Raw genomic sequence first — 26460 nt, 5'->3', positions numbered from 1 at the left:
GAATGCTTAACATCTCTTTTTGAGATGTTAAGATCAATATCATTTCCATATTTAGAAGAAAAATATGAACCACGCCACGTTACTGATCTTTAAAATTGTCGCGGAAGAGCAAAGCATTACCCGGGCAGCCAAAAAGCTGGGCCGTGTGCAATCAAACATCACCACGCGCATCCAGCAGCTGGAAGAAGAGCTTGATGTCGAGCTGTTCGTGCGGGGCAATAAAAAAATGGTGCTCTCCTCTGCCGGCAAGCAGTTCCTCGATTACGCGCTAAGAATACTCAGCCTTGGCGAAGAGGCGAAACAGGCGCTGCACCCGACAAACCCCGCCGGGCGCCTGCGCCTGGGGGCGATGGAAGCGACAGCCGCGAGCCGGCTTATTTACCTCCTTCCACGGTTCCGCGCCATCTGTCCGCAGGTCGAACTGACGTTGCACACCCAGCCTACGCAGCAGTTGACCGATCTGGTACAGCGTGCCGCCCTCGACTGCGCGCTGGTGAGTCTGCCGGTTACCGCCGAAGGTGAGCTTGTCCGCCCGACGGACATCGACGCGATCCCCGTTTTTGACGAGCAGCTGATGCTGGTGAGTCCAGAGGGGCCGGCTGATATCAGACTTGCCGCTTTTCCCAGGGGCTGCAGCTATCGGGCGATCGCGGAAGCGTTTTTCGCCTCCGATGCGCATATCGAGATTCAGGATGTGGGGTCATACCACGCCATGATCGCCTGCATTGCGTCCGGTGGTTATCGCGGTATCCTGCCGCAAAGCGTAATAGATATCCTGCCCCTGCCAGACAACTGCCAGATTCAGCCGCTTAAGCAGGTACAGACTCAGCTCATCTGGCGCCGGGAATCTATGTCCCCTGCGCTCAGTGAAATGCGGCAACTGCTGACGGCGGGCATCCAATTTTAAGGATGCGCGCGCGCTGACCTGACCGCAACCAGCCCTGCCGCCAGACACAGAGACGCTGCCGCCGCAAGCAATGAGGGATTAAACGATCCCGTCAGGTTATGCAGCGTCCCGGCGACAAATGGCCCGATAATCTGTCCGATACCATAAGTGGCCGTCATCGCCGCGATCATATTGAATTTTACCCGCTGATTCAGCCTTCTGGCTTCCGGGAGCGCGATGGTAACGGTGCCCATAAAGGTAAAACCGACCAGCAGCGCGCTGAGCAGGCAAGCGAGGAGCGTCTGGCTGAGAGCCGGCAGTACCACGCCCGCCGCCTGTATCAGCAGATTAGCGGTCAGCGCCCGGCGGAAGCCCAGTTTGATCACCAGTTTGTGCCAGATAAAGCATGAAGGGACCGCCGCGAGACCAAACAGCGCCCAGAGTTGCACGGGATCGATCTGCGCCAGCGAAGCGGATAAAAACAGCGGCAGGTAGGTCGCGGTAATGATGTAACCAAAGCCAGAAAAACCATATATCGCCAGCAATCGCCAGGCATCGGCGGTTTGTCCATCCGTCGCTGTTAAAGCCGGCGACTGCGGCGGCCAGGTCTGCACCTCATGGGCCGGCGTCAGCAGCACGCGCACGACCAGTAAAAAGAGGATCGTCGCGCTCGCGGCGCAGATAAGCCAGATTTGTGGGCTGGAGAGCGCCGCATGTTTCGCCAGCGAAATACCTTCGGCGGATAAAAAGATCCCCATTCCAACGCCGGAAAAGAGTACCGGCGCACCGTGATGGTGTTGCATATGCTGGAGCAGCCATAGCGAGGCGGCGATCATCGTCACCGCACTCAGCACCCCCGCCAGTCCGCGGATAAGTATGATCCCCGAGGGCGAACTCACCCACGCCAGTAGCGCCAGGCACACTAACGTGCATGCCACCGAAGCGAGAGTCAGGCGGGTGCTGTCAGCCGGTCGGGCTTTCGACAGCAGCAGCGCCCCGATCAGATAACCCGCGTAGTTGACCGACGCTGCCAGATTCCCCTGCCGCAGCGATAGAATCTGCTCATTCAGCATTACCGGGAGAATTCCGGTATAGGCAAAACGCCCGTATCCCATGCCGATAATCAGCACCACTGCACCGGCCAGCGCCAGCCACAAAGCCTGACGTTCCGGCCGCTGTTTCGTCCTGTTCACTCGCTACCTCGCCGCTGAAAATCTCAATAAGAGAATGACGTTTCTACTGTTCTCTTGGTGTCGTGGTAATAAACAGGCCGACCAGCAGAAAACGCGGAGCGCAGGCCGACCACTGCTGCCAGTGTAGAGGAACCCGATGAAGATGCTTCGCTGAACAACGAAGTGTGGTGGTCAATGCGACGGATAAATGCGGGGGGCTTGCAGCCCCCGTAACGGTTAGCGGTGACTGAGCGCCAGTCTGGCCGCAAAGAGCATAAATACCCCCATTTTCGGATTTAATACGTTCCCGAGCACTCCTTTTAAAAACCAGTTGCTGGTAGAAGGCGCGGTAGACTGGCGCGTATCGAAGGCCTGACGTGGACGAAGCAGAAGCTGAAAGCCTGGCCAGCATAAGTAGGCTGCCCCACACCATTTCAGGATGTTGGTCACGAGCCGCATCGTGCTTCAGCGCACCAGGCGGTTCCACTCCTCCCGGGTGATTTCCCACAATTCTGCATCCAGCATGCCCGCGGTAAACTGCTGTTTCTCTACGCGAATCAGCCGCATGCCGCTGTTCATCGATATTTTCCTCGATCCATCGTTGTCGCGGGCTTTAGGCGCGCGCAGCACCTCCCGATGGAGAGTGTTAAACCAGAAGTCGGTCACACAGCGGCAGGCTTCGGTCATTAACCCCTGACGCTGCCAGGCCGGATCCAGCCAGAAGCCGCGATTGTTATCCGCCTGGTCGGAGAGCGTAATCAGGCCGATAAGCTGCTCCGGGGCGGCCTGGCGGCGAATCGTCCAGAACCAGCCGCTCCCCTTTTCGGCAGCCGGTAAGGCAATCGTGTTCACATAACGAGACGCGCCGTCGTCCGGGAACGGCCACGGAAAACTGGCCGCCAGATGGCGCACGATTTCCCATTGCGGAAACACCGCCTGAATCTGCGGCGCGTCGTCTTTGACCAGCGGGACCAGCCGCAGCCTGTCGGTGGTTAAGAGTGGCGCTTTCACGGTGCCTCCTCGCGGAGCCATGGCGTAATCGTGACGCCCGTCAGCAGCCCTTCCGGGCTGAGCAGTCGGGTGACGGTCTGACCCCATGGTTCTTCCCGGTTGGCGATCAGCAGTTGGTATCCTTTGGCCATCAGCACGTCGGTGGCGGCCTGAATATCGCGCACTTCAAATTCAATCCACGCCTGGGGAACGGGCAGATCTGCCGGCCACTCTTCACTGCCAAAGCAGGAGAACGCCGCCTGGGCCAGCGGCCAGAGGGCAAAATGTTTCACTCCCGCCAGCGCATCCTGCTCGGTCAGCAGATAGTCATCGTTACCCGCCATCCGTTTCAACGGTAAACCTAACGTCTCGCCATAAAAGGCATGGCTCAGCGCGGTGTTTTGCGTGATGGGACCAAATCCCGCGACAAACAGCACGGCGATATCGGTGAAATCTTTTGTCATCTTCCCTCCTGACGGTGAACACAGAATAGAGCCAGTAGAAAATTTATACATTGAATACGCAGACTTGCACAGATTCGTCTTGTCCCAACGCTAATTTTGGTGGGTTTGGCTAAAACAGCGGAAAAACGCATCCTGTGCTCGTCCGAATGACCGGGTCTGCGCTATGCTGCTCACACCTTCGTTTGAAATACCATGATGTTATGACCTCTTCAGTCAGTAATACTCAGCTTAATCTGCGCATTATCTCGATCGTCGTTTTCACCTGTATCTGCTATCTCTCCATCGGCCTGCCGCTTGCCGTGTTGCCGGGATATATCCATTACCAGCTGGGATACAGTACGCTCATTGCCGGTGTTGTTATCAGCCTGCAGTACATTTCGACGCTGTTCAGTCGGCCGCACGCCGGACGCTATACGGATATCTGGGGGCCGAAAAAGGTCGTCAGTCTTGGGATCGTCTGCTGCCTGTTGAGCGGTCTGTTCACACTGGTTGCTGTGGCGCTGCAATCGGTGCCGGTGCTGGCGATTAGCGCTTTGTTGATTGGGCGTATTTTCCTCGGCGTCGGTGAAAGCTTTACCGCGACGGGAGCAACGCTGTGGGGAATTAAAACCGTGGGGGCGATCCATACTTCGCGAGTGATTTCGTGGAATGGCGTGGCCACCTATGTGGCGATGGCGGTAGGCGCGCCGCTCGGCGTGATGCTCAACAGCGTCTTTGGTATCAGCGGTTTTGCCGCGGTGGTCGTTCTGGTGGCGGTGATTGGCCTGCTCTTTGCCCGTACGCGCCAGGATGTCAGCGTCACCGCCGGTATCCGGGCGCCGTTCCACGTGGTGGTACGCAAGATCTGGCCTTATGGCCTGGGCCTGGCCCTGGGAACCGTCGGATTCGGGGTCATCGCGACCTTCATCACGCTCTACTTTTCCGCGCATCGCTGGCAAGGCGCGGCATTTACCCTCTCCCTGTTCAGCGCCGGGTTTATCTGTGTTCGCCTGGTCGCAGGCAATGTAATTACCCGCTATGGCGGCGTCCGCGTCTCTCTGGTCTGCTTCGTGGTCGAGTGTCTCGGGCTGATGATTATCTGGCTCGCGCCTTCCGCATGGATAGCCGGCCTCGGCGCACTGCTGACCGGCAGCGGTTTCTCTTTGGTTTTCCCGGCGCTGGGCGTGGAGGCGGTCAGACAGGTTGAAGAACAAAACCAGGGGACGGCGCTGGGGACCTATTCGGCCTTTCTCGATTTAGCGCTGGGTTTGACCGGCCCGCTGGCTGGCTGGGTCGCCGGCTATTATGCACTGGATACAATTTATCTGCTGGCCGCGGTGGTCGTCGTGCTGGCATTCCTGCTGGTTTTTCGTGTCCACCTGCAGCAACGCGCCGCTTTGCGCCACGTATGAGCGACGGTCTCCGGTAGCCGCAGGTTACCGGAGCCGGTAAAAAACTAATCAATAATTGACTGTGATTCCGCATCCGTGCCAACATCCTTGTCACGTCTGGTTACAGGCGCACTGACGTGGCGGGTGGCATAACAGAGATCGCGTAATTAAAGATCCGGCCCGTGACGTAACCCAATCCGAATCACTGACCACGACGGTGAGTTCTTGAGCCTGGCGGGAAATACGCAAATGCATCAAAGCTTTAATCAGCGCGTTCATTTCTATTACTGCATCTTAGTCGCGCTGAAAATTCATGGAAAATCAAAAAAATCGGGTGGAATCAGAGGAAAGAACAATTTCCTGCTGAAATGGCTGCGTAAAGCTCAGGACAACAATATCTTCCATCCGGATATCACCAGCGAAATCGAATGGCTGCGCGGTAAAATTATTCAGGCCGGGTATGACACCGATCTGGAGCCGATGCTGGACTTCGTCTATGCCACGGCGAAACGCGCCGAAGCGCTCAAGGAGAGCGATTAACCGCCCGCACATTGCACATTACACATGCCGGGCTCCCCGGCATAGCCCACGTGTAAACGCTGAGGCACGTGCGGCGTACCGCTCGTGCGTGACATTGTCACAAAAAGGGTGACAATTCCTTCATCGCGTGCAAAAGACGTTTTATCTGACGGCATTGCCCTCTATGCTGATGAACGCGTATATCTTACCCGGAGTCACCCATGGCCGACTGGAATCCTTCCCTGTATCTGAAATTTGGCGCTGAACGTACGCGCCCCGCCGCTGAATTAGTCGCCCGTATTGCACAGCATCCCGTCACATTCGCTGTCGATCTGGGCTGCGGTCCTGGTAACAGCACCGCTTTGCTGCATCATGCCTGGCCGGAAGCGACCCTTGTCGGCGTCGACAGCTCACCGGCGATGCTCGATGACGCCGCCCGGGCGCTGCCGACCTGCCGGTTCGTCGCCGCCGATATTCGCCAGTATCAACCCGAACGCCCCGCGGATCTTCTCTATGCGAACGCATCGCTCCAGTGGCTGACGGATCATGAAACCCTGTTTCCGCACCTCGTTAATCAGCTGGCGGATAACGGCTTGCTGGCGGTACAAATGCCGGACAACTGGCAGGAACCCTCCCACACGCTTATGCGTCAGGTGGCGCAGGAGATGGGATTCCCGGAGAGCGGACGTCATCCGCTGCCGGGTGCGCAGGCGTATTACGATATTCTCACCGCCTGCGGTTGCGAGGTGGATATCTGGCGAACAACATATTACCACCCGCTGGAGTCGCACCAGGCGATTATCGACTGGCTGCAATCCACGGGGCTTCGCCCCTACCTGCAACCGCTCGATGCCGGGCAGCAGGAGGGATTCCTCGAACGCTATCTGGCGCTGTTGCAGCAACACTATCCGCTACAGCGTAACGGAAAGGTCCTGCTGCTGTTCCCACGACTGTTTATCGTCGCGCAGCGCAAACCTCGCCTCTGATGACAGAGACGTCCGGCGAGATAGCCACGCAATGCGCTATCGCCGGGCGTCAGCGTCGTTTTTGTCGTTGTAATGACCGCTTTCTGGCATTACGCGTTTTTTTCTTTTCTCATTGATCGTCAACTCAAGCATAAGGTCTTCCATCCGCTGTTTATCGTCCTCGTGGCGAAAGATAAATTGACATGAAATACGATATTCAACGCGGCTGTCGCGGCCAAAACAGGGGGGGCTATAAATATTTTTTATCGCCAGATCAACGATTATTTCGCCATAGGCACCAAGATTTAATATGGCTTGCTTCAGATACAGGTTAGCGACTTTTAATTCACTGAATGCCTGATGCGCTATTAATCCGCAGCCGCCGCAGGATAGATTATCGATCGCAAAATGATAGTTTTTGCCATTACGAAAACGGCCATGGCAGAAGAAAGGATAGTCCGGCGCCGTCGTCAGGCGCGGATGCGCTCTTCTCTGGGTTATTGTAATGCTATCCGGGAGATTAAATAGTGTCCCGATACTGTTCGCTACACCCTTCTTTCTCCGTGAAAAAAAATTAGCCTTTCCATTCTCGCTAAAAATAGTAAAGGATAATTTTTTACCATCAGAAATATCAAGGTCGGTGGTAAAACCGGCGGCACTCACCTCTTTCAACTGAGTGGTCATCAGGTTATCTTGCGTGTGTATTTGCAGGAGACTTTTATTTTTTAACTCCTCTCTCAATAAACCCATTAAATCATATTTATTCGTACGATGTATTCTTGACATATACTTCACCTCAGCGCAAATCTTAAGTGAAGATAAAAATAAACTTAAGTCAATAAACACGATAATAAATATCAATTAATACGATTGTTATTTTGCAGTCAAATTATTTATGGTTTGCACAGATTGAACGGTTTATAGCATGCCGCTATTTACTCGCCAGAAAAGACTATAATTAGGCCAATACTGAATACGGAAAATGCTATGGATATGATTCTGGCCATGCGCGTATATGCCCGGGTTGTCGAACGAGGGAGCATCTCGCAGGCAGCCAAAGATCTGCATATGGGGCAATCTTCGGTAAGTGAAACCCTCACCCGACTGGAAAAATATCTGGCAGTACGTTTACTGATGCGCAATCCGCGCGCTATCACCTGCACGGATTATGGCATGACGTTCTACAACCACAGCAAAATTGTCCTTGCGGCGGCGGCAGAAGCCATTCGCGCCGTGACACCGACGGAAGATCGACTTGCCGGGACGTTACGTCTGTCTTCGCCCTGCTGCTTCGGCGAAACGGTGGTGCCAGAACTATTGGCACTGCTCTATGCCGCCTATCCTTTGCTAAAAATCGATCTCACCCTCAATGATGCAATTGTGGATCCGGTCACTGAGGGGGTCGACATCTCTCTGCGTCTGGGAAAATTAGCAAACGGGATTTTTATTGCCCACCCGCTTGGCCAGGTTGAAAGAAAACTTGTTGCCTCAGCTGAATACCTCCGCAACAGCGAGGCCATTACCGTTCCGGAACAGCTCCGCCATCATCCTTTTATTCGCGTAAAGGGGATTTTTGATGGTGGAGACCTGATACTGTATGACGAGGATGGCGTGGTGGTTCACACCCGTATCAATACGGTGGTGGCGACCACCCACTGGAGTTCTATTTATGGGCTGGTCAAACGCGGCATCGGCATTGGCGTTCTTCAGGCGCCGGCATGCATGAAAGAAATAAGCAATGGTGAAATGGTTGAGCTATTGCCGGGTTATCACATCCCCGCTTTTGATTTACATGCCTTGACCCCACCGCAAAAACCGATTTCACCCACAATCAATCAGGTGATATCTTTCCTGAAAACCACGGTGCCCTCTCTTCTGGCACAATATCATGCTTCAGCAATAAACATCCGGCGCGGTTGAGCGGCGCCAAAGCAGGCGCCGCAGCAGAGTTACCAGGAAAGATGGTGCACCAGCGAGAGATCCCACGCGGTGGCCAGCAGCGAAAGAAACATAATCAGGTTAATGGCGGTCTCGATGCGTTTTTCCATTTTTGATTCTCCTGAGTTGTTTTCAGCCGCCAGGCGACGCTGAACAACGGCTTTCTTTTGACCTGTTTTAACAGGTGATGCGATAACGCACGTAATCATCAGCGGGAGTAAATTCGTCATACAGTCGACGGGCCGGATTGTCGGTGCGCGTATGCCAGTAAAGGCGCGACCATCCTTGCTCTTTGGCTTCCGCCCGTAGCGCCTGCATCAATTGCCGGGCAATGCCGCGGCCGCGGAGCTGCGGATCGACGAACAGGTCTTCCAGATAGCAAATCGGGGTTTTCACCCAGGTCCCTTCATGGAGGACGCAGATTGCAAAACCCGCTACGCGATCGTCGACCACGGCCACACGCCCCAGAACCGGTGAGCCGTGGTCCAGTAACCGCTGCCAGGTGTATTCCGTGACATCGGCCGGCTGCGGGCTGCCATAAAAAGAGGTATAGCCTTGCCAAAGCTGCAGCCATTGCGACTTGTCTTGCGCACAGACCTCGCGAATATCAACAACCATCGATTATCTCTCCTGATGTCCGAACTGGACCGGTTACGCGGGCGATCGATTAACGTCTTGCAGTTACGATGCCCCATTATTTTCCTGGCCTGACATTTCTTCAAGCGGCGGGGGCACAATTTGCCCTTATTCGTCTTTATCTGTACGCGCATTTACCGCTGTCTGGCGATTGCCGTTTTCAGCGCTACAGATCTGCGCGGTTTGTTTCTGATTTGCAGCCATTGTATGTTGTAACTAAATAAAGCAAGTTAATAACCCGGCCGTGGCCGGGTCAACGTTGATCGACGATGTTTAAATCAGCACAACGGCTTCACCGCTTCTCGCATGCCGCGCAGCAGAATGGCATCAAGATCCTGCGTTACCTGTTCAACCAGGCCATTAATCTGCGTCAGATCCTGCTCCCAATGAGAGGTCACCGATAGCACCGCTTTCACCAGTTCACGGGTGCCGATCTGCGCGTCGCGATGCTGCGCCCACAGGGTCTGGAAACGCGTCATCCATTCGGCGTCATCCTGCACCGGATAAGTTGCGCCATCGCGCTCCGCGCGATAGAAGGCAATCAACGCCGCCAGCGCAAAAGTCAGACGCGCCGGTAGTTTACCTGATTTCGCCTGCCCTGCCAGCAGCTGCGGCAGAATGCGGGTGCGGAATTTGGTCATGCCGTTTAGCGCAATGGAGAGCAGCTGATGTTTGATATACGGATTGCGAAAACGCCCTGTCACCGCGCTGGCAAAAGAGTCCAGTTCAGCGCGCGGCAGATCGAGCACCGGAATAATCTCTGTATATATCGCCTTCTCGACGAATGCACAAATCTCCGGGTCATTCATCGCTTCGCCGACGGTATCCAGCCCTGCCTGGTAGGCCACCGGTACCAGGGCGGTATGTGCGCCGTTAAGAATCGCCACTTTCCGCTCTTTGTACGGCTTAATATCATCAACAATCAGGACATTAAGTGGCAATTTATCCAGACGCAGTTCAGCGGCCAGCGATTTTGGCCCCTGGATAACAAACAGATAGAAGTGTTCGGCGGTGGCGAGGAAACCGTCTTTGTACCCCAGCTGCGCTTCGATCGCCGCGGCTTCATCACGCGGGTAGCCCGTTACGATACGGTCCACCAGCGTCGAGCAGAAAGCGTTTGCCTCCTGCAGCCAGGTCGTAAATGCCGCCGGCAGCGCCCATTCATGAGCATAGCGCAGCACCAGCTCGCGCAGCGCTTCGCCATTATAATCGATCAGTTCGCAAGGGATAATGATCCAGCCTTTATCCGCCGCGCCGGCGAAGTGGCTGTAACGCTCGTACAGCAGTCGGGTCAGTTTTGCCGGGTAGCTCACCGCCGGCGCATCTTCAAACCGATCGCCGGCGTGATAGCTGATGCCGGCTTCGGTGGTATTGGAAAACACAAAGCGCATATCCGGGTTATGAGCCAGCTGAAGGAAGGCGTCATAATCCGCGTAAACGCTGATTTCCCGGTTTACCGAACGGATCAGACGCGCATCGCTCACCGCCTCACCCCGTTCGTTCAAACCGCGGATAATGGTGGTGTACAGCCCATCCTGCGTGCTCAACGACGGGGGGAACGCGCTCTCTATGGGGCGAACAATCACCACGCCGGCGTTCAGGTCGGTATGCTCATTCAGCAGATCAAGCTGCCAGTCGACAAATGCCCGAAGAAAGTTACCTTCACCGAACTGGATGATACGTTCAGGGTACTGCGCGCCGGGAAAATCACGACGGTTTAATGTTTTCACAATAGGTTCCCTCGTAGAGTGGTCATACAACCTGAGTAATTGGTGTAATAACTTAACAGCTTTTCTAAGAGTAAAACCGTGTTTTGATCAAACCTGTCTCGGTTATTGCAGGATCTTATAGAACAGTGAGGTCGCCGTCATCGCTCCATCCGGCATTAAGGCATAACGCGGAATTTCCCCGGCTTTTTCCCAGCCACACTGGACATAAAAGCGTTCTGCGCCGCTGCCGGTGGCCGTATCAAGGACCAGAACCGACTTGCCCTGCTCGCGGGCAAGTTGCTCCAGATAATTCATCAGCGCATTAGCCAGCCCCTGCCGCCGCGCATTTTGGTGAACCAAAAGTTTTGCCACGTCGGCGCGATGAGGCTGATTTTCCGGTTGATCGATGACCAGCTGTACCGTGCCGACAATCTGCCCGGCATGTTCGGCCACCAGCACGAGGCGCTCCCCGGCCGCCGCGCTTTCGGCGATGCGCAGCCAGAACGTTCGCGCCGTTTGCAATGAAAAAGGCAGCATAAAACTGACGGAAGCACCGCCGTTAACGCAATCGGCCAGAATATCGCTCAGCGGGGAAAGGTTTTCGAGAATATCAGCACGCGAAAGCGTACGAAGAGAAAAGGATGTGGTCATTGGTCGCTCCATGAAATTGACCACATCACTATCTTTTTAACTTATATTTAACACAAGCGGAATTGTCATTGCGTTTTCTTATGGCTGATGTTCCGCCAGCGTCGGCGTACAAATCCGATTGCGCCCGGCTTCCTTCGCATTAATAAGATAATCATCGGCAGCCATCAGCAGTTGATTAAACAGCTCGGTGATCCGCCCGCCGCCGACCGGACGACACTCCAGCCCCATGCTCAGGGTCAGTTTAATCTTGTGCGGCCCCCAGACGAAGGTTTGCGCCGCCACGCCCTGGCGAATTTTCTCCGCCAGCAGCTGACCCTCCTGCGGCGTCGCGCTCAACATGGCAACGGCAAACTCCTCCCCGCCAATACGCGCCACCAGCCCCTGCTCGCCCACCAGATCCCGCACCCGCTGGGCGAACTGAGTCAGCACGCAATCTCCGCACTCGTGACCCCAGCTATCGTTGACCCGCTTAAAGTCATCGATATCCAGCAACATCACGGTAAGCTGCTGCGTTTCTGATTGCGGTTGACGCTTCAGCGCCTCGCTCAGACCGGAACGCGAGTAAACCCGCGTCTGGAAATCAAAATCAGCCCGCAGCGCCAGCTGTTTCACCAGGTTATTAATCGCGTCAACACTTGAGGCCACAATCACCGGGCTGATTAACATCGCCGCAATGCCAAGGCGGGTCGAGAACAGCTGCCATGGCTGCAGATGCGCATCGGGAGAGAGATGAACTAATGCATTCGCCACCAGCAGGATCTCCCCGATTCCGGTGAGGAAAGTCAGCAGGCAGGTCAGCGGCAGCGGATAACGAATCGCACACCAGATCAGCGCAGGCAGCGGGAAAGTGATACTTTCGGCTCCCCCTACGGCGACGCCAAGGATAATGGACAGCACCAGCACCATGACCGGTAGCAGCTGACTCCAGCGGAAGCCGCTGAACGTCGAAGGGATCGTCACCGTCAGGATAAACGGCAGGATCAGCACCGCCGTCGAGAACTGTTCGCTAAACCAATCGGCCAGCAGAGAGATAAATGTCTCCCGCTCGACATCCATCGATCCAAGCGTCCCCACGGCGGCGCTCAGGAAAGCGGCCAGCAGACAGTAACAGAACAAATTCAGCACATTGATCGGGCCCGGCATGGAATCAGTCCGTCGCTTATCCCACAGCAACAGCTGCGCCAGGCTGACGATAAAGACAATATTCGAGAAATTAATCAGCAGCGAGGCAAAGCCCATTCCCCAGCGTGAGGTCAAGCCGTCGTACACCATCATCGCCACAAAACAGGTGGCATAAAAATAGCTACGATTGAGCCAGACATAGCGGGCGAAGATCCCGACCATCACGGCATTCAGCGGCCAGAAAAAGGACAGTTCCTGGACCAGACGCAGCATGGCACCGAAAAAATGGAGCAACAACGTTAAGGTGAATAACACCAGCGCGTCACGCACGGGGTGTTCCTCACGAAACAGCGTGAATAACCGAATCGACAGTGAAGACATTCAGTGATTATCCGTCTAATTGTTTCAGGCAATTATTATGTTAATAATTAGTTAGCGGATTATCATAACATGAGAATATTTATCCAGCATACCCATGGCGGATAAATGCGCATTATTGACCTCCAGATGAATTCATCTGGATAACCAGCCAGCGATGGATCACCTGCACCACATAGCGCTGCTCCCGGTCTGTCAGTTCACGGCCGGCGGGAATATCATGCCACTTCGCGAGACAGCCACGACAGCAGGTGGCGGTGGCATGTTGGGCGATAAATACCGGGTGCCCGCGCATCGGCGTCTGTTTACCGTCATTCGGAATATGCGCTGGCGCCAGACGGCGGGCAATAAAATCCGCCGCGTGCTGGTCAATGATCTCCGGCCCTTTATCGACACAGTACTGCCGCTCTTTGCGACCAAGATGGAAGCGGGAACGAAAGGTCGACCGCTGGAGACGGGCAAATAAGGAATCTATGTTGGCCATCAGAATACCGACCTTCCCAGGCGTTGGGTCAGTTTTTCCAGTACCGCGGTTCCCGCCAGCGAGTTACCGGCCGCATCCAGCTCCGGACTCCACACCGCGATAGCCATCTCCTGCGGGACAATGGCGACAATACCACCGCCTACCCCAGATTTTGCCGGCAGTCCGACGCGCCAGGCAAATTCGCCGGCGTTCTGATACATCCCGCTGGTCATCATTAAGGCATTCACCTGCCGCGACTGGATCGGGGCAATTACCGGGGTATCCAGATGCGGAGCCACCCCGCGATCGGCGAGAAACAGAAACGTCCGCGCCAGTTCGACACAGCTCATTTCCAGCGAGCAGTAGTGAAAATAGTTTTGCAGGACCGTCGCGACATCATTATGGAAGTTGCCGAACGATTTCATCAGCCATGCGATCGCGGCATTACGCGCCGAATGTTCGAACTCCGAACGCGCCACCACCGGATCATACCCGATATCCGTCACTCCGCTCAGACGACGCACGATTTCCAGCATCCTCTGTCGCGGCGCGCTCAGTCGGCTTTGCAACATATCGCAGACCACCAGCGCACCGGCATTAATAAACGGGTTGCGCGGTTTGCCCTGCTCGATTTCCAGCTGTAATAATGAATTGAACGGCTGTCCGGAAGGATCTTTCCCCACCCGCTGCCAGATCTCCTCCTCCTGATAGTGGTTCATCGCCACCACCAGGCTCAGCACTTTAGAGATGGACTGAATGGAAAAACGCTCGTGGGCATCGCCGGCAGAATAGTGTTGCCCCTCCACCGTACAAATCGCCACACCCAGCTTATTACCGCTTACGCTTGCCAGCGCCGGAATATAATCCGCCACTTTGCCACGCCCAATTAGCGGCCTGATTTCTGCCAGAATCGTCTCCAGCATTGCATTATTGATGACCGTCGCCACACCTGGCTCCTTGCCCGCCGTCAAAATTCGGGCTGCGAGTATAGCAGAGCACGACGACGATCGTCAGGTGCGACTTCCGTTAGCGACGGTCTTTCCATACGGTCTGGACGTTGCAGAACTCATGCAGGCCAAAGTGGGACAGCTCGCGACCAAAGCCGCTCTTCTTCACCCCGCCAAACGCCACGCGCGCATCGCTGGCGCTGTAACCGTTGATAAAGACGCCACCGCACTCCAGCTCGCGAGAAAAACGCCCGGCTTCATCGACGCTGGCGGTAAACACGGTCGCCGACAGGCCGAATTCGCTGTCATTTGCCAGCGTCAGCGCATGGGCGGCGTCTCGCGCCACGGTAATGGTCGCCACCGGACCAAACAGCTCCTGGCGGAATCCGGTCATCTCCGGGGTCACGTTGCCCAGTACCGTTGGCGCATAGTAGTTACCCTGCCCGGCGATTTTCTCCGCCCCAAGCAGCAGGGTCGCCCCTTCAGCCAGGGTGGCCGTTACCTGTTGATGCAGCTCATCACGCAGATCGAATCGCGCCATTGGCCCGAGGTAATTGGCCTCATCACGCGGATCGCCCATCTTCAGCGCTTCAACCGCGGCAACAAACTTTTTGCTGAAGGCTTCGGCAATCCCGGCCTCAACGATAAAGCGCTTCGCGGCGGCACAAACCTGCCCGGTATTTTGATAGCGGCCAATCACCGCGGCTTTTACCGCTTCATCGAGATCGGCATCATTCAGGACAATAAACGGATCGGAACCGCCCAGTTCAAGAACGCATTTCTTCAATGCCGCGCCGGCCTGGGCGCCAATCGCTTTCCCGGCGCGTACGCTGCCGGTTACCGTCACCGCGGCAATACGCGAATCGTTGATCATCCGGGAGACGCCGTCATTGGTCGCATTAACCCAGCCAAATACGCCGGCCGGCAGCCCTGCCTGATTAACGATCTCGCCAATCAGCGCCGCGCTCCCCATCACGTTCGGCGCATGTTTCAACAGATAGCTATTCCCCGCCAGCAGAATCGGTACCGCACCGCGCAGAACCTGCCACAGCGGGAAGTTCCACGGCATAATGGCGAGAATCGCGCCCAGCGGACGATACTCAATCACCGCATTGTTATTTTCCACCTGAGTGGCTTCGGTCGCCAGCATGGCCGGGCCGTGTTCCGCATACCAGTCGCAGAGATTGGCGGATTTAGTCACCTCACCACGAGCCTGGGCAATCGGTTTACCCATCTCCAGGCTGATCATTTGCGCCATCTCTTCGGCGCGTGCGCGCAGCGCGTTACCGACTTTACGCAGGGCGTCAGCGCGCTGTTCGAGACTGACGTGACGCCACTGACGATAACCTTGCTCAGCAAGCGCAATCGCCGAATCCACCTCTTGTTCGCTCGCCCAGGGCAGAGACGACACCCTTTCTCCCGTGGCCGGGTTGACGGAAACCGCGTGAGTTGCAGATAAATTCATCGTTATGCTCTCTCTGTTGATGACGAATGTTGATTGCGAATTGACCTCATTCTGGCTTACCCTGCTTTTCATTGAAAATGAATAATATTAAGCAACCTATTCACAAAAGAAGAACACTATGGACCTGACCCAGCTTGAGATGTTTAACGCCGTCGCCAGCACCGGCAGCATTACCCAGGCCGCGCAGAAGGTGCACCGCGTCCCGTCAAATCTGACGACCCGAATTCGCCAGCTGGAGGCCGACCTCGGCGTCGAGCTGTTTATTCGTGAGAATCAGCGCCTGCGCCTTTCGCCGGCGGGACACAGCTTTTTGCGCTACAGCCAGCAGATCCTCGCGCTGGTCGATGAAGCCCGAATGGTGGTCGCCGGAGATGAGCCGCAGGGGCTGTTTTCGCTGGGTTCCCTGGAGAGTACCGCCGCGGTTCGCATTCCCTCGACGCTGGCGCTTTATAACCAGCGCTACCCGAAAATCCATCTCGCGCTTTCTACCGGCCCTTCCGGAACGATGATTGATGGCGTACTGGAGGGCACCTTAAGCGCCGCATTTGTCGACGGGCCGCTGGTCCATCCCGGCCTTGAGGGGTTACCGGTCTTTCCGGAAGAGATGATGATTGTGGCGCCCTTCGGCCATCCGCCGATTACCCGCGCCAGCGAGGTGAACGGCAGCAGCGTCTACGCCTTTCGCGCTAACTGTTCCTATCGCCGCCATTTTGAGAGCTGGTTCCACGCCGACCGGGCAACGCCGGGGCGGATCCATGAAATGGAGTCCTATCACGGGATGCTGGCCTGCGTCATTGCCGGCGCCGGGCTGGCGCTGATCCCGCGTAGTATGCTGGAGAGTATGCCCGGCCATCATCAGGTGTCGGCCTGGCCGCTGGCCGAAGAGTGGCGCTGGCTGACAACCTGGCTGGTCTGGCGGCGCGGAGCGAAAACCCGTCAGCTGGAGGCGTTTATAGCGCAGCTGAACGAAGATCGGCAACGAGCAGTTTCTCCATAAACAGGCTCAACGGGTCCGGTTGATAGGGTGCGAAGGCGCTGCGGGTCTGATAACCCCAGCGGGTATACAACCTGACCGCCGCCTGCTGATGAACTCCCGTCTCCAGCCGCACGGTATGGCAGTCCCGGCGCAGCGCTTCCGTTTCCAGCGCCTCCAGCAGCCGTTCGCCAAGCTTTTGCCCACGATGATCCGGGTCGATAAACACCCGCTTCATCTCCCCAACCCCATCGCGGCCGAGCACAATCGCCCCGCAGCCGACCGCCTGTTGGTGGGCATCGCGGATCAGCAGCACAATCACCGACTCCACCGCCAGCTGGCTCAAATCCACGAGGTGGTTGCTCTCGGCCGGATAGAGGGATTTCTGATAGGCATCGAGGCGAGCAATCAGCGCCGTCAGATGCGGATCGGTTATGGCTGTCGGGGCGATGGTATACATAGGCGAGCTCCTTTTTTCGCCTACTGTAGCGCAGCGCATACCCCCTTTCTCATAGTTTTAACTTATACAACCCGCCGCCACTTGCGCTAAGCAATTGAACCGCAGTAATTTTATGCCATGACGCTTGATATCGGGAATGGACCATGAATACCAAAGCACGCAAGGTGATGATTATCGGTGCCGGCAATGTCGGCACCTCAGCGGCTTACGCATTGTTAAACCAGACTATCTGCGAGGAGCTGATCCTTGTGGACCTCGATAGGGCCAGAGCACAGGCACATGCTCAGGATCTTAGCGATGCAGCCGCCTATATGCCGGGGATGATGACCATTTCAACCCGGGAGGTCAGCGACTGTGCCGATGTCGATATCGCGGTGATTACCGTTTCCGGCGGATCGCTGAAACAAGGCCAGACCCGCCTTGACGAACTGAACGCCACCGCCAAAATCGTTAACAGCATCGTTCCACAGATGATGGACAACGGCTTCAACGGCCTCTTTCTGGTGGCCACCAACCCCTGCGATATTATTACCTGGCAGGTATGGAAGCTGTCCGGACTCCCGCGTAGCCAGGTGATAGGCACCGGCGTCTGGCTGGATACCACCCGCTTGCGGCGGGTGCTCGCCCAGGCACTCGATATTGGCGCCCAGAGCATCGATGCTTTTATTCTCGGCGAACATGGCGACACGCAGTTTCCGGTCTGGTCGCATTCGTCGGTTTACGGTTCCCCGATTGCCGATGTTTACCTGAAACATACCGGCCAGCGGCTGGATCGCCAGCAGATCGCGGAGAAGGTTCGCACCCTTGGCTTTGAAATTTACGCCGGGAAAGGCTGCACCGAGTACGGCGTCGCCGGCACCATCGCCGAGATCTGTCGCAATATTTTCACCGGCAGCCACCGTGCACTGGCTATTTCGTGCATTCTTGACGGCGAATACGGTATGTATGATGTCGCGGTTGGCGTACCGGCGGTACTGACGCAGAGCGGCGTCCAGCAGATTATTGAACTGCAACTGGCCGACGATGAAGCGGCGCAATTCCGCCGCTCTGTTGAGGTGATTAAAGCCAATATCGCCCGTCTCGGCTAGACTCGCTTCTCTGCCGTTGATGCCCGCTTTACGCGGGCATCCTGCTCTCACGGGTTTAGATTCAACGCAGCAAAATTCTCCCCTGCAGCCAGGTCACCGCCTGGCCGGCCATCAGCACGCGATCGCCCTTCAGCTCACAGCGAATATCGCCGCCGCGCGCCGATATCTGGCGGGCCAGCATTTTACTTTTCCCCAGTTTCGCGCTCCAGAACGGGATCAGCATGGTATGCGCCGAACCGGTGACCGGATCCTCCCATACCGCTTCTCCCGGGGAGAAAAAGCGGCTGACAAAGTCATACTCGCCATCGCCGGGGGCGGTAATCGTCACCTTATGTTCTCCGGGCGTCATTGCCGCGATATTCGGGCGCACGGCGGCAACCTCTTCGCGGCTGGCCAGCTCGATAAGCCATGCCCGGCCACGGTGGGCGCTTACGTACCGCTCAAGGCCTAATCCGGCGAGCAGGGCTGCAGGCGGGGTGCTCTCTTGCGTGGCACTCGCCGGGAAATCCAGGGTCAGCCAGCCCCCTTCCCGGCTCACGGTCAGACGACCGGAGGCGGTCGCAAAATGAATCGCCGCGTGCGGAAAGTCGAGGTGATGAAAAATAACGTGTGCGCTGGCGAGAGTGGCGTGCCCACACAGATTCACTTCATTGCGGGTCGTGAACCAACGCAGAGAAAACGCCTCTCCCTCGCGCACCACGAAGGCGGTTTCAGACTGATTATGCTCCTGCGCCATTTTGAGCAAAATATCATCCGCCAGCCACGCGTCCAGCAGGCACACCGCCGCCGGGTTACCGGCAAAAGGCCGTTCACTGAACGCTGAAACCAGATACATGGGGATCTCTTTCACGGTATCTCCTTAGCGTAGCGTAATGGTGCCGGTCATGTACGTTGTCGCCTGCCCGCCAATCAGCACCCGATCGCCCAGCCACTGACAGCGCAGATCGCCCCCGCGGGCGGAGACCTGCCGCGCCTGCAGCGTCGTTTTGGCCAGTTTTTCCCCCCAGTAGGGAATCAGCATACTGTGCGCCGAGCCGGTCACCGGGTCTTCAACAACGCCCTCGCCCGGGCAGAAAAAGCGGCTGACGAAATCATATTCATCATCGGCGGCGCTGACGCAGATCATTTTGCCCGTCCGCTCAAGCAATGACATATTCGGCCGCACGGCTTCCACCTGCTGGCGGTTTTCGAGGATCACCAGATAATCCCGCCCTTCGCGAATCTCTACGGCCTTATCCAGCCCAAGTCCGGCCAGCAGCTCCGGCGGCGGGGCGATAACCGGGGTGGTTTGCCACGCCGGGAAGTCTAACGTCAGCCAGTCGCCGTTACGCGTCACCCTCAGTTCCCCCACAAAACGGGTACTGAACACCACCGTGGTGGAAGGATGGTCGAGATATTCAAAGATAATGTGCGCCGAGGCCAGCGTGGCGTGACCGCAGAGGTTAATCTCATGCAGCGTGGTGAACCAGCGCAGCTCATAACCCTCATCGGTACGCACAAAAAAGGCGGTCTCGGACTGGTTGTGCTGCTGCGCCATACTCAGCAGCGTGTCGTCGGGTAACCATTCGGTGAGTGGGCACACCGCGGCGGCATTACCGCCAAAATTGCGATCGCTGAAGGCATCTACCAGGTAAAAATCAATTTCCTGCATCATACAACGCTTCCTGTTTTTACTTTTCTTCAACATGACATAAAAGCGGGTCATGTACACGATCTATATAAAAATGAATCCGTTAGCTTATAAATGCCGCCTGATGTCATAGTGAGATCCAGATCACAAAACGATTGTATTTTCACCAGCAATCGTTTTAAGATCGAGACCTCTTCTTCCTCTTTAGTAACCAGCTCAGAACCTATGATTACAAACACGGTTTCACGCAGGGTCGCGTGGCTTCGGGTAGTCACGCTTGCGATCGCCGCTTTCATTTTTAACACCACCGAGTTCGCTCCGGTCGGTCTGCTGTCCGACATTGCCGACAGCTTCGGCATGGAGACCGCTCAGGTGGGTATGATGCTGACCATCTATGCGTGGGTGGTCGCGTTAATGTCGCTGCCGTTTATGCTGCTGACCAGCCAGATGGAGCGCCGCCGCCTGCTGATCGGCCTGTTCATTCTGTTTATTGCCAGCCATGTGCTGTCGTTCTTTGCCTGGAGCTTCAACGTTCTGGTGATCAGCCGCATCGGGATCGCCTTTGCCCACGCGGTCTTCTGGTCGATAACCTCTGCATTAGCAATACGTCTGGCGCCGCCGGGCAAACGTGCGCAGGCGCTGAGTCTGATTGCAACCGGCACCGCGCTGGCGATGGTATTCGGCATTCCTATCGGCCGCATCATCGGGCAGTATTTTGGCTGGCGGACCACCTTCCTGGCGATCGGTCTGGGGGCGCTGGTGACGCTGGTGTGCCTGTTTAAGCTGCTGCCTAAACTGCCCAGCGAGCATTCCGGTTCGTTGAAAAGCCTGCCGGTGCTGTTCCGTCGCCCGGCGCTGCTGAGCATCTATCTGCTGACCGTCATCGTGGTGACCGCACATTACACCGCCTACAGCTATATTGAACCGTTTGTACAAACGGTAGCCGGTATGAGCGGTAATTTTGCCACCGTGCTGCTGCTGATCCTCGGCGGAGCAGGGATCATCGGCAGCGTGCTGTTTGGTAAACTGGGCAACCAGCATGCTTCCGGGCTGATTAGCATCGCCATTGGCCTGCTGCTGGTCAGCCTGCTGCTGCTGCTGCCGGCATCGCAAAACGCTCACCACCTGATGGTGTTAAGCATCTTCTGGGGCATCGCGATCATGATTATTGGTCTGGGGATGCAGGTGAAAGTTCTGGCGCTGGCGCCGGATGCCACCGATGTGGCGATGTCGCTGTTTTCAGGGATCTTTAATATTGGTATCGGCGCGGGCGCGCTGGTCGGCAGTCAGGTCAGTACGCATCTTTCGATGGACGCGATCGGCTACGTCGGGGCGATTCCGGCGCTGGTGGCGCTGGTGTGGTCAATCATGATATTCCGCCGCTGGCCGGTGTCGCTGGACGATCATCAGCCTCACCACTCCTGAACGGGATGACGAAAGAAAAAAGCCTGCCGGTTGTTCCATCGGCAGGCTTTTTTATTCGCGGGTCGTCAGTGAAGCGACGGCGACGTTATCAGGCGTGGTAGGTGGTAATAATTTCCAGCACGCCGTTGATAATAAACTGTACACCCATGCACACCAGCAGGAAGCCCATCAGGCGCGAAATCGCTTCGATTCCCCCTTTCCCCACCAGACGCATGATTGCCCCAGAGCTGCGCAGGCAGCCCCAGAGAATAATCCCGACCAGGGCAAAGATAATCGGCGGCGCCACCAGCACCACCCAGTTCGGAAAATCGACGCCATGCTTCACCGTCGATGCCGTACTGATCAGCATGGCGATGGTCCCCGGCCCGGCGGTGCTCGGCATAGCCAGCGGCACAAACGCGATATTGGCCGTCGGTTCATCCACCAGCTCTTCGGATTTGATCTTCGCTTCCATCGAGTCATGCGATTTCTGCTGCGGGAAGAGCATCCGAAAACCGATGAAGGCCACAATCAACCCGCCGGCAATGCGCAGGCCGGGAATAGAGATGCCGAAGGTGCTCATCACCACCTGACCGGCATACCAGGCAACCATCAGGATAATGAATACGTACACCGAGGCCATCAGCGATTGTTTGTTGCGCTCCTCGTTGTTCATATTGCCAGCCAGCCCGAGGAACAACGCAACGGTCGTCAGCGGGTTCGCCAGCGGTAAAATCACCACCAGCCCCAGACCTATCGCCTGAAAGAGTTCAATCATAATGAATTAAGGCCCCGTTAATTTTTCACTATTAAAAAGTTTTGCCGCGCCAGTATAACTTTGCTCGTCAATATCATTCCAGCGCTTATCACCCGGCCAGTGCAGCGCCCCACCGCCGCTTCAGCCAGGGCCAGAAGTCTGCTTTAGCAAATCGTGTCATCGTCTAATCCCTCAGGTTGACATATTATTGCCTGGGCAATAATATCAGCAGCAATTAACTACTTGCCTGGGCAACCATTGTGAAAAACACCAGCGATCTGTTTAACGAAATGATCCCCCTCGGTCGCTTGATCCAAATGGTTAACCAGAAAAAAGATCGCCTGCTCAACGAATATCTCTCGCCGATGGATATTACTTCCACCCAGTTTCGGGTGCTTTGTTCCATTCGTTGCGAAGTATGTATTACCCCCGTTGAGCTGAAAACCGTGCTGTCGGTCGACCCAGGCGCAATGACGCGCATGCTCGACCGTCTGGTCTGTAAAGGCTGGATTGAACGGTTACCCAACCCCAATGACAAACGCGGCGTACTGGTGCAGCTAACACCAGACGGTGCAGCCCTTTGTGAGCAGTGTCATCAGGTTGTGGGTCAGAAATTGCACCAGGAATTAACAAAAAATCTGTCGGCGGATGAAGTGGTCAATCTTGAGCATTTACTCAAAAAAGTCCTGCCGTAATAAGAAGAGGTAAGATGATGTCCAGACGCAATAATGACGCCATCACTATCCATAGTATTTTGTCGTGGATTGAAGATAACCTGGAATCGCCCCTGTCGCTGGAAAAAGTGTCCGAGCGTTCTGGTTACTCCAAATGGCACCTGCAAAGAATGTTTAAAAAAGAGACCGGTCACTCCTTAGGCCAGTACATCCGCAGTCGCAAGCTGACGGAAATCGCGCAAAAACTCAAGCAGAGCAATGAGCCGATTTTGTACCTGGCAGAACGTTACGGTTTCGAATCGCAACAAACGCTGACGAGAACCTTTAAAAACTACTTCGACGTTCCGCCGCACAAATATCGCATGACCAATATGCCGGGTGAATCCCGCTATCTGATGCCACTAAACAACTGCTGTTAATCGCCTGCAACAAGACGTATTGAGGAAATCATGAAACTATTCGCTACCGCGGCCATGGTCCTGGTCGGCCTGGTCTCCAGCCAGAGCTATGCGGAGCAAACGACTACGCCGGTTCGCCACAATCACCGCGACGCGATGATTATGCCTTCCGAACATAACGACTCTCCATTTGATTTCAATCATATGGCTGCCGGTAGCGACAAATCGGATGAGCTGGGCGTACCGTATTACAATTAACTGCACTACCCGAGCATTTCGCCCCGTTTACGGGGCTTTTTTTTTGCGCCTCTGACAACAACGGATCGCGCCCCCTGACTGTCCCCAGGTGGCCGTTTACTGCGCTCCCTCAACTCAATTTGTCCCCCAATATCATATAATTCCTTATCCCTGTTCATCGTAGTTACGCTCGCAAAACGATAAGACCGCCGATGTACATTTCAACCCGGTTTAAAATTGTTCTTCACCTGTGTGGGTTTCTGGTTTTGCTCTACAGCCTGACCATGATCCCGCCGATGCTGATTGCGCTGTTCGCCAAAGAGCGCAGCGTTTTTGCCTTTTTTTCGACCTTTGTTCTCGCCTTCTCTGGCGGTTTGCTCTGCTGGCGGGCGACGCATCAGTCGAAGGTTAATCTCGAAACCCGCGATGGTTTTCTGATTATCGTGCTGTTCTGGCTGCTGTTTTCCGCCATCAGCGCCTTGCCGCTGTGGTTAAATGACGAACTACGCCTGTCGATAGCCGACGCCCTGTTTGAGGGCGTCTCGGGGATTACCACCACCGGGGCGTCAGTATTTCATGACGTCTCTTCGCTACCCGTGTCGATCCTCTATTACCGCGCCCAGCTCAATTTTGTGGGTGGCTTAGGGGTTATCGTGCTCGCTGTGGCGGTGTTGCCGCTGCTGGGCATCGGGGGAATGAAGCTTTATCAGTCCGAGATGCCCGGTCCGTTTAAAGAGGAGCGTCTGACGCCGAGGCTGGCGGATACTGCCAGAAGTCTGTGGCTCACCTATATGCTGCTGGGAGGCGCCTGTACTCTTGCTTTTTTCCTTGCCGGGATGTCGTTTTTTGATGCCCTTTGTCACGGGCTATCGACGGTGTCGCTGGGAGGGTTCTCCACGCATACGGAAAGCATCGGTTACTACCAGAGCGATGCAATAGAACTGGTGGCCGGGGCCTTTTCTCTGCTCTCGGCCCTTAACTTCACCCTCTATTTTGTGGCTATCGCGCGTCGTAGTCTGAAACCGTTTCGCCGCAGCACCGAGATACATTTCTTTTTCCTGGTGGTGGCGCTGGTGGTGGCGGTGGTCACTTTCGAAGTGTGGCGTGCGGGGATGTACAGCCTGCCCAAATCGTTGGTCCACGCCTTTTTTCTCACCAGTTCTATGATCACCGATAACGGTCTGGCAACGGCGGATTATGCCTCCTGGCCGCCGGAAATTATCGTGCTGCTGCTGTCAGCGAGCTTTTTCGGCGGCTGTGTCGGGTCGACCTGCGGGGGAATTAAGGCGCTGCGTTTTCTGATCCTCTTCAAGCAGAGCCGCCACGAGGTACATCAATTAGCCCATCCCCGGGCAATCATGAGTATCCGCGTCGGAAACGCAATCATCACCGATCGCGTGCTGCGTTCGGTGTGGAGTTTCTTCTTTCTGTATATCCTCACGACCTGCCTATTTGTCTGGCTGCTGAATCTACAGGGCTACGATCTGCTGACATCGTTTGCATCGGTTGCCGCCTGCATTAATAACATGGGCCTCGGTTTTGGGGCGACCGCCGATGGCTTCGCTGGCCTGAATGATGTCTCGAAATACCTGATGTGTATGGCGATGCTGCTGGGGCGACTGGAGATCTATCCGCTACTGATTCTGCTTTCGCGTACATTCTGGCGTAGTTAGCGGAGACGGCTTCCGGCTATTCACCAGACAGTTGATCGCGCTCCGGCGCTGAGAAGAATACATAACGCCTGCAGTGCAGGCGTTAATGGTTAGTTCACCGTGGCCGGATGCGCCAGACGACCCTCGTCCTCACCCCGCTGCTCTTTCTCGTGCCTGCGCTCCGCCAGTAGTCGGCAGATCTCCGCATGCTTCTCCTCGGTAAAGGTAAAGCGCGACATAAACACCAGCCGGATCAGCGAGCCTATGGCCGGGAGCAGGCAGATACCAAAGAACAGCCCCGACAGCACGCCGTCACTCTGGGTGGGCGCCTGCGGCACATAGCCGATCATCGTCAGAAACACGCCGATTAACCCGCCGCCGACCGCAACCGACATCTTGCCAGTAAAGGTTTGTCCGGAGAAGGTGATCGCCGCGCAACGCTTGTGGGTGTGGTACTCCGCATATTCGATGGTGTCGGCAATCATCGACGAGGTGAGGATATTGGTCATCATCACGAACAGCGTACTCAGGCCAAGCAGGATAAACAGCATGGCCGCGTGCTGATATCCGACAAACCACATCACCACGCGTACCGCGACATCCAGCCCGCAGAGGATCATAAACAGCTTCCGCTTCTGCATCCTGCGCGTCAGCATCGGGGCGACAAGGCACACCACCGCCGCCATAATCCCCATCACGCCGATCGCCATCTGCAGGCTGCCGTCCCCCATATTGTTGATAAAGAAGTAGATATAGAGGCCACCGGCCACGTTGTGAAACACGCAGAAAAAGAACGACAGCAGAACGATAAACAGCGGCTTGTTCTGGCGCAGGTTATGGAAGGTGTCACGTATCGTCACCTTTTCCGGACTCGGCGGCACGCGCTCCTTAATCTGCATAAAGCCGTTGAGCATCAGCGGCAGGCCTACCAGCATCATGACCAGCGCCGCCATAAAGTAGCCTTTGTCGTTGCTGTAGTGCGCGAAAAACGCCGCCAGTTTCGGGAAGAAGATATTGGCGCAGGCGATCCCGGCGTTGACCCCCAGCATGGCCGCCGTCACCGCGCGGGTGCGCTGCCCGGAGTCATTGGTCATCACCGACGACATCGACCAGAACGGAATATCAGAGATGGCGTACAGCGTCCCCCACAGAATGTACGTCACCCCGGCGTAGAGAATTTTAGTGGTCATGTCCGCTTCGATTTTATAGAACGACAGCAGCGTGACGCCGGTAATCAGTACCGGGGCAATCAGCAAAAAGTGGCGAAACTTGCCGAACCGGGTGTTAATGGTATCCATTATGCTGGCAAATAGCGGATCGTGAACCGCGTCCCACGCGCGGGCAATCAGGAAGATGGTACTCGCCGCCAGTGCCGAGATCCCCAGCACGTCGGTGTAGAAATAGTTAATAAACGAACCCACTAAACCAAAGCTAAAACACTGACCTAAACCATAACCAAAATAAGACCACAACTCGCGAGACGGTATTTTCATTGTCATTGCCATAGTGCGT

28 protein-coding genes and 1 pseudogene are annotated in these 26460 nt (G+C 55.8%); 12 read left to right on the top strand and 17 right to left on the bottom strand.

All coding sequences use genetic code 11. The annotated features are described in order from the left end of the window. Positions 1 to 64: 64 nt before the first annotated feature. The gene (locus tag OQV00_RS12910) at positions 65 to 907 is read left to right on the top strand and encodes a LysR family transcriptional regulator (protein WP_064357043.1); all 843 of its coding nucleotides are present in this window, start codon (positions 65 to 67) and stop codon (positions 905 to 907) included. Here the strand turns inward: OQV00_RS12910 and OQV00_RS12905 are convergent. From OQV00_RS12905 to OQV00_RS12890, 4 genes and pseudogenes are all read right to left on the bottom strand, one after another. After that, positions 904 to 2001 (bottom strand): YbfB/YjiJ family MFS transporter, encoded by a 1098-nt coding sequence (locus tag OQV00_RS12905; RefSeq protein ID WP_407081735.1) that lies wholly within the window; start codon positions 1999 to 2001, stop codon positions 904 to 906. The two genes, OQV00_RS12910 and OQV00_RS12905, sit on opposite strands and share 4 nt — an antisense overlap. A 333-nt stretch (positions 2002 to 2334) precedes the next feature. Next, positions 2335 to 2511, bottom strand: a pseudogene (locus OQV00_RS12900) (LysE family translocator); the annotation flags it as partial. Between the two features lie 12 nt (positions 2512 to 2523). Then, positions 2524 to 3069 (bottom strand): GNAT family N-acetyltransferase, encoded by a 546-nt coding sequence (locus OQV00_RS12895; protein WP_032717465.1) that lies wholly within the window; start codon positions 3067 to 3069, stop codon positions 2524 to 2526. Next, positions 3066 to 3512, bottom strand: coding sequence for a VOC family protein (locus tag OQV00_RS12890; RefSeq protein ID WP_032717466.1), 447 nt, complete (start codon positions 3510 to 3512; stop codon positions 3066 to 3068). The genes OQV00_RS12895 and OQV00_RS12890 overlap by 4 nt, the downstream gene beginning before the upstream one ends. Positions 3513 to 3712: 200 nt before the next feature. Between OQV00_RS12890 and OQV00_RS12885 the strand changes: the two genes are divergently transcribed. From OQV00_RS12885 to tam, 3 genes are all read left to right on the top strand, one after another. After that, positions 3713 to 4903: an MFS transporter gene (locus OQV00_RS12885; protein ID WP_032717467.1), complete on the top strand. Its 1191-nt coding sequence runs from the start codon at positions 3713 to 3715 to the stop codon at positions 4901 to 4903. 228 nt (positions 4904 to 5131) lie between these two features. After that, positions 5132 to 5422 carry a hypothetical protein gene (locus tag OQV00_RS12880; RefSeq protein ID WP_004862141.1) on the top strand — a complete coding sequence of 97 codons (291 nt, stop codon included), beginning with the start codon at positions 5132 to 5134 and terminating at the stop codon, positions 5420 to 5422. A 200-nt stretch (positions 5423 to 5622) separates the two neighbouring features. Next, positions 5623 to 6387 carry a trans-aconitate 2-methyltransferase gene (gene tam / locus OQV00_RS12875; protein ID WP_032717468.1) on the top strand — a complete coding sequence of 255 codons (765 nt, stop codon included), beginning with the start codon at positions 5623 to 5625 and terminating at the stop codon, positions 6385 to 6387. Positions 6388 to 6423: 36 nt separating this feature from the next. On the opposite strand, the gene OQV00_RS12870 is transcribed toward tam, so the two are convergent. Then, entirely contained in the window at positions 6424 to 7152 is a 729-nt protein-coding gene (locus OQV00_RS12870; protein WP_065906527.1) for a flagellar brake protein, read from the bottom strand. 201 nt (positions 7153 to 7353) lie between these two features. On the opposite strand from OQV00_RS12870, the gene OQV00_RS12865 reads away from it, so the two are divergent. Further along, positions 7354 to 8286: a LysR family transcriptional regulator gene (locus OQV00_RS12865; protein ID WP_004862149.1), complete on the top strand. Its 933-nt coding sequence runs from the start codon at positions 7354 to 7356 to the stop codon at positions 8284 to 8286. Positions 8287 to 8481: 195 nt separating this feature from the next. On the opposite strand, the gene OQV00_RS12860 is transcribed toward OQV00_RS12865, so the two are convergent. The 7 genes from OQV00_RS12860 to sad form a co-directional block, all read right to left on the bottom strand. Further along, on the bottom strand, positions 8482 to 8922 hold the full coding sequence (locus OQV00_RS12860; protein ID WP_004862154.1) for a GNAT family N-acetyltransferase: 441 nt from the start codon (positions 8920 to 8922) through the stop codon (positions 8482 to 8484). Between the two features lie 296 nt (positions 8923 to 9218). Continuing rightward, entirely contained in the window at positions 9219 to 10670 is a 1452-nt protein-coding gene (locus OQV00_RS12855; protein ID WP_064367565.1) for a tagaturonate reductase, read from the bottom strand. Positions 10671 to 10772: 102 nt separating this feature from the next. Then, positions 10773 to 11300 (bottom strand): GNAT family N-acetyltransferase, encoded by a 528-nt coding sequence (locus OQV00_RS12850; protein WP_136342498.1) that lies wholly within the window; start codon positions 11298 to 11300, stop codon positions 10773 to 10775. A gap of 78 nt (positions 11301 to 11378) precedes the next feature. Next, positions 11379 to 12803: a GGDEF domain-containing protein gene (locus OQV00_RS12845; RefSeq protein WP_048023611.1), complete on the bottom strand. Its 1425-nt coding sequence runs from the start codon at positions 12801 to 12803 to the stop codon at positions 11379 to 11381. Between the two features lie 112 nt (positions 12804 to 12915). Further along, positions 12916 to 13284, bottom strand: a complete 369-nt coding sequence (locus OQV00_RS12840; RefSeq protein WP_032717473.1) for a DUF4186 domain-containing protein — start codon at positions 13282 to 13284, stop codon at positions 12916 to 12918. Beyond that, positions 13284 to 14210: a glutaminase B gene (glsB, locus tag OQV00_RS12835; RefSeq protein ID WP_004862165.1), complete on the bottom strand. Its 927-nt coding sequence runs from the start codon at positions 14208 to 14210 to the stop codon at positions 13284 to 13286. The genes OQV00_RS12840 and glsB overlap by 1 nt, the downstream gene beginning before the upstream one ends. A 79-nt stretch (positions 14211 to 14289) precedes the next feature. Next, on the bottom strand, positions 14290 to 15675 hold the full coding sequence (sad, locus tag OQV00_RS12830) for a succinate-semialdehyde dehydrogenase (protein ID WP_015584296.1): 1386 nt from the start codon (positions 15673 to 15675) through the stop codon (positions 14290 to 14292). 118 nt (positions 15676 to 15793) lie between these two features. On the opposite strand from sad, the gene ptrR reads away from it, so the two are divergent. Continuing rightward, positions 15794 to 16672: a putrescine utilization regulator PtrR gene (gene ptrR, locus OQV00_RS12825; protein WP_004862169.1), complete on the top strand. Its 879-nt coding sequence runs from the start codon at positions 15794 to 15796 to the stop codon at positions 16670 to 16672. On the opposite strand, the gene OQV00_RS12820 is transcribed toward ptrR, so the two are convergent. Continuing rightward, complete coding sequence (locus OQV00_RS12820) at positions 16626 to 17108, bottom strand: GNAT family N-acetyltransferase (protein WP_015584295.1); 483 nt, start codon at positions 17106 to 17108, stop codon at positions 16626 to 16628. The two genes, ptrR and OQV00_RS12820, sit on opposite strands and share 47 nt — an antisense overlap. 143 nt (positions 17109 to 17251) lie before the next feature. On the opposite strand from OQV00_RS12820, the gene OQV00_RS12815 reads away from it, so the two are divergent. Then, positions 17252 to 18196, top strand: a complete 945-nt coding sequence (locus OQV00_RS12815) for an L-lactate dehydrogenase (RefSeq protein ID WP_015584294.1) — start codon at positions 17252 to 17254, stop codon at positions 18194 to 18196. Between the two features lie 61 nt (positions 18197 to 18257). Here the strand turns inward: OQV00_RS12815 and OQV00_RS12810 are convergent, their stop codons facing one another. After that, complete coding sequence (locus OQV00_RS12810; protein ID WP_032717476.1) at positions 18258 to 19046, bottom strand: PhzF family phenazine biosynthesis protein; 789 nt, start codon at positions 19044 to 19046, stop codon at positions 18258 to 18260. A gap of 9 nt (positions 19047 to 19055) precedes the next feature. Continuing rightward, positions 19056 to 19847, bottom strand: coding sequence for a PhzF family phenazine biosynthesis protein (locus OQV00_RS12805; protein ID WP_032724359.1), 792 nt, complete (start codon positions 19845 to 19847; stop codon positions 19056 to 19058). Positions 19848 to 20051: 204 nt separating this feature from the next. Between OQV00_RS12805 and OQV00_RS12800 the strand changes: the two genes are divergently transcribed. Continuing rightward, positions 20052 to 21251: a sugar transporter gene (locus OQV00_RS12800; RefSeq protein WP_004862182.1), complete on the top strand. Its 1200-nt coding sequence runs from the start codon at positions 20052 to 20054 to the stop codon at positions 21249 to 21251. Between the two features lie 88 nt (positions 21252 to 21339). Here OQV00_RS12800 and OQV00_RS12795 read toward each other — a convergent pair whose 3' ends face one another. Beyond that, entirely contained in the window at positions 21340 to 22008 is a 669-nt protein-coding gene (locus OQV00_RS12795; protein WP_004862185.1) for a MarC family NAAT transporter, read from the bottom strand. A 239-nt stretch (positions 22009 to 22247) separates the two neighbouring features. Between OQV00_RS12795 and marR the strand changes: the two genes are divergently transcribed. The 4 genes from marR (at position 22248) to OQV00_RS12775 (ending at position 24969) form a co-directional block, all read left to right on the top strand. Further along, positions 22248 to 22682, top strand: coding sequence for a multiple antibiotic resistance transcriptional regulator MarR (gene marR, locus OQV00_RS12790; RefSeq protein WP_004862187.1), 435 nt, complete (start codon positions 22248 to 22250; stop codon positions 22680 to 22682). A gap of 17 nt (positions 22683 to 22699) precedes the next feature. Continuing rightward, positions 22700 to 23080, top strand: coding sequence for an MDR efflux pump AcrAB transcriptional activator MarA (marA, locus tag OQV00_RS12785; RefSeq protein ID WP_004862191.1), 381 nt, complete (start codon positions 22700 to 22702; stop codon positions 23078 to 23080). 30 nt (positions 23081 to 23110) lie between these two features. After that, on the top strand, positions 23111 to 23317 hold the full coding sequence (marB, locus tag OQV00_RS12780) for a multiple antibiotic resistance protein MarB (protein ID WP_004862194.1): 207 nt from the start codon (positions 23111 to 23113) through the stop codon (positions 23315 to 23317). A gap of 191 nt (positions 23318 to 23508) precedes the next feature. Continuing rightward, complete coding sequence (locus OQV00_RS12775) at positions 23509 to 24969, top strand: TrkH family potassium uptake protein (protein WP_266280547.1); 1461 nt, start codon at positions 23509 to 23511, stop codon at positions 24967 to 24969. A gap of 89 nt (positions 24970 to 25058) precedes the next feature. Here OQV00_RS12775 and OQV00_RS12770 read toward each other — a convergent pair whose 3' ends face one another. After that, a complete protein-coding gene (locus OQV00_RS12770; RefSeq protein WP_065906531.1) occupies positions 25059 to 26453 on the bottom strand; it encodes an MFS transporter in 1395 nt (464 codons plus the stop codon). Positions 26454 to 26460 lie beyond the last annotated feature (7 nt).

The sequence above is a fragment of the Klebsiella sp. DY2415 genome (assembly GCF_026314315.1).
In the GTDB taxonomy this organism is placed as follows: domain Bacteria; phylum Pseudomonadota; class Gammaproteobacteria; order Enterobacterales; family Enterobacteriaceae; genus Klebsiella; species Klebsiella ornithinolytica.
Note: the sequence above shows the minus strand (reverse complement) of the source record. Positions and strands in the feature narration are given on the sequence as shown.

What these genes read in the sequence shown, in the direction of transcription:
- tam (WP_032717468.1), top strand. Translation starts at nt 5,623, where the DNA reads ATGGCCGACTGGAATCCTTCCCTGTATCTGAAATTTGGCGCTGAACGT.
- OQV00_RS12795 (WP_004862185.1), bottom strand. Translation starts at nt 22,008, where the DNA reads ATGATTGAACTCTTTCAGGCGATAGGTCTGGGGCTGGTGGTGATTTTA.
- sad (WP_015584296.1), bottom strand. Translation starts at nt 15,675, where the DNA reads ATGAATTTATCTGCAACTCACGCGGTTTCCGTCAACCCGGCCACGGGA.
- OQV00_RS12890 (WP_032717466.1), bottom strand. Translation starts at nt 3,512, where the DNA reads ATGACAAAAGATTTCACCGATATCGCCGTGCTGTTTGTCGCGGGATTT.
- OQV00_RS12770 (WP_065906531.1), bottom strand. Translation starts at nt 26,453, where the DNA reads ATGGCAATGACAATGAAAATACCGTCTCGCGAGTTGTGGTCTTATTTT.
- OQV00_RS12805 (WP_032724359.1), bottom strand. Translation starts at nt 19,847, where the DNA reads ATGCAGGAAATTGATTTTTACCTGGTAGATGCCTTCAGCGATCGCAAT.
- OQV00_RS12905 (WP_407081735.1), bottom strand. Translation starts at nt 2,001, where the DNA reads ATGGGATACGGGCGTTTTGCCTATACCGGAATTCTCCCGGTAATGCTG.
- OQV00_RS12865 (WP_004862149.1), top strand. Translation starts at nt 7,354, where the DNA reads ATGGATATGATTCTGGCCATGCGCGTATATGCCCGGGTTGTCGAACGA.
- OQV00_RS12870 (WP_065906527.1), bottom strand. Translation starts at nt 7,152, where the DNA reads ATGTCAAGAATACATCGTACGAATAAATATGATTTAATGGGTTTATTG.
- OQV00_RS12820 (WP_015584295.1), bottom strand. Translation starts at nt 17,108, where the DNA reads ATGTATACCATCGCCCCGACAGCCATAACCGATCCGCATCTGACGGCG.
- marA (WP_004862191.1), top strand. Translation starts at nt 22,700, where the DNA reads ATGTCCAGACGCAATAATGACGCCATCACTATCCATAGTATTTTGTCG.
- OQV00_RS12815 (WP_015584294.1), top strand. Translation starts at nt 17,252, where the DNA reads ATGAATACCAAAGCACGCAAGGTGATGATTATCGGTGCCGGCAATGTC.
- OQV00_RS12845 (WP_048023611.1), bottom strand. Translation starts at nt 12,803, where the DNA reads ATGTCTTCACTGTCGATTCGGTTATTCACGCTGTTTCGTGAGGAACAC.
- OQV00_RS12885 (WP_032717467.1), top strand. Translation starts at nt 3,713, where the DNA reads ATGACCTCTTCAGTCAGTAATACTCAGCTTAATCTGCGCATTATCTCG.
- OQV00_RS12910 (WP_064357043.1), top strand. Translation starts at nt 65, where the DNA reads ATGAACCACGCCACGTTACTGATCTTTAAAATTGTCGCGGAAGAGCAA.
- ptrR (WP_004862169.1), top strand. Translation starts at nt 15,794, where the DNA reads ATGGACCTGACCCAGCTTGAGATGTTTAACGCCGTCGCCAGCACCGGC.
- OQV00_RS12880 (WP_004862141.1), top strand. Translation starts at nt 5,132, where the DNA reads ATGCATCAAAGCTTTAATCAGCGCGTTCATTTCTATTACTGCATCTTA.
- OQV00_RS12800 (WP_004862182.1), top strand. Translation starts at nt 20,052, where the DNA reads ATGATTACAAACACGGTTTCACGCAGGGTCGCGTGGCTTCGGGTAGTC.
- OQV00_RS12775 (WP_266280547.1), top strand. Translation starts at nt 23,509, where the DNA reads ATGTACATTTCAACCCGGTTTAAAATTGTTCTTCACCTGTGTGGGTTT.
- OQV00_RS12860 (WP_004862154.1), bottom strand. Translation starts at nt 8,922, where the DNA reads ATGGTTGTTGATATTCGCGAGGTCTGTGCGCAAGACAAGTCGCAATGG.
- marB (WP_004862194.1), top strand. Translation starts at nt 23,111, where the DNA reads ATGAAACTATTCGCTACCGCGGCCATGGTCCTGGTCGGCCTGGTCTCC.
- OQV00_RS12850 (WP_136342498.1), bottom strand. Translation starts at nt 11,300, where the DNA reads ATGACCACATCCTTTTCTCTTCGTACGCTTTCGCGTGCTGATATTCTC.
- OQV00_RS12840 (WP_032717473.1), bottom strand. Translation starts at nt 13,284, where the DNA reads ATGGCCAACATAGATTCCTTATTTGCCCGTCTCCAGCGGTCGACCTTT.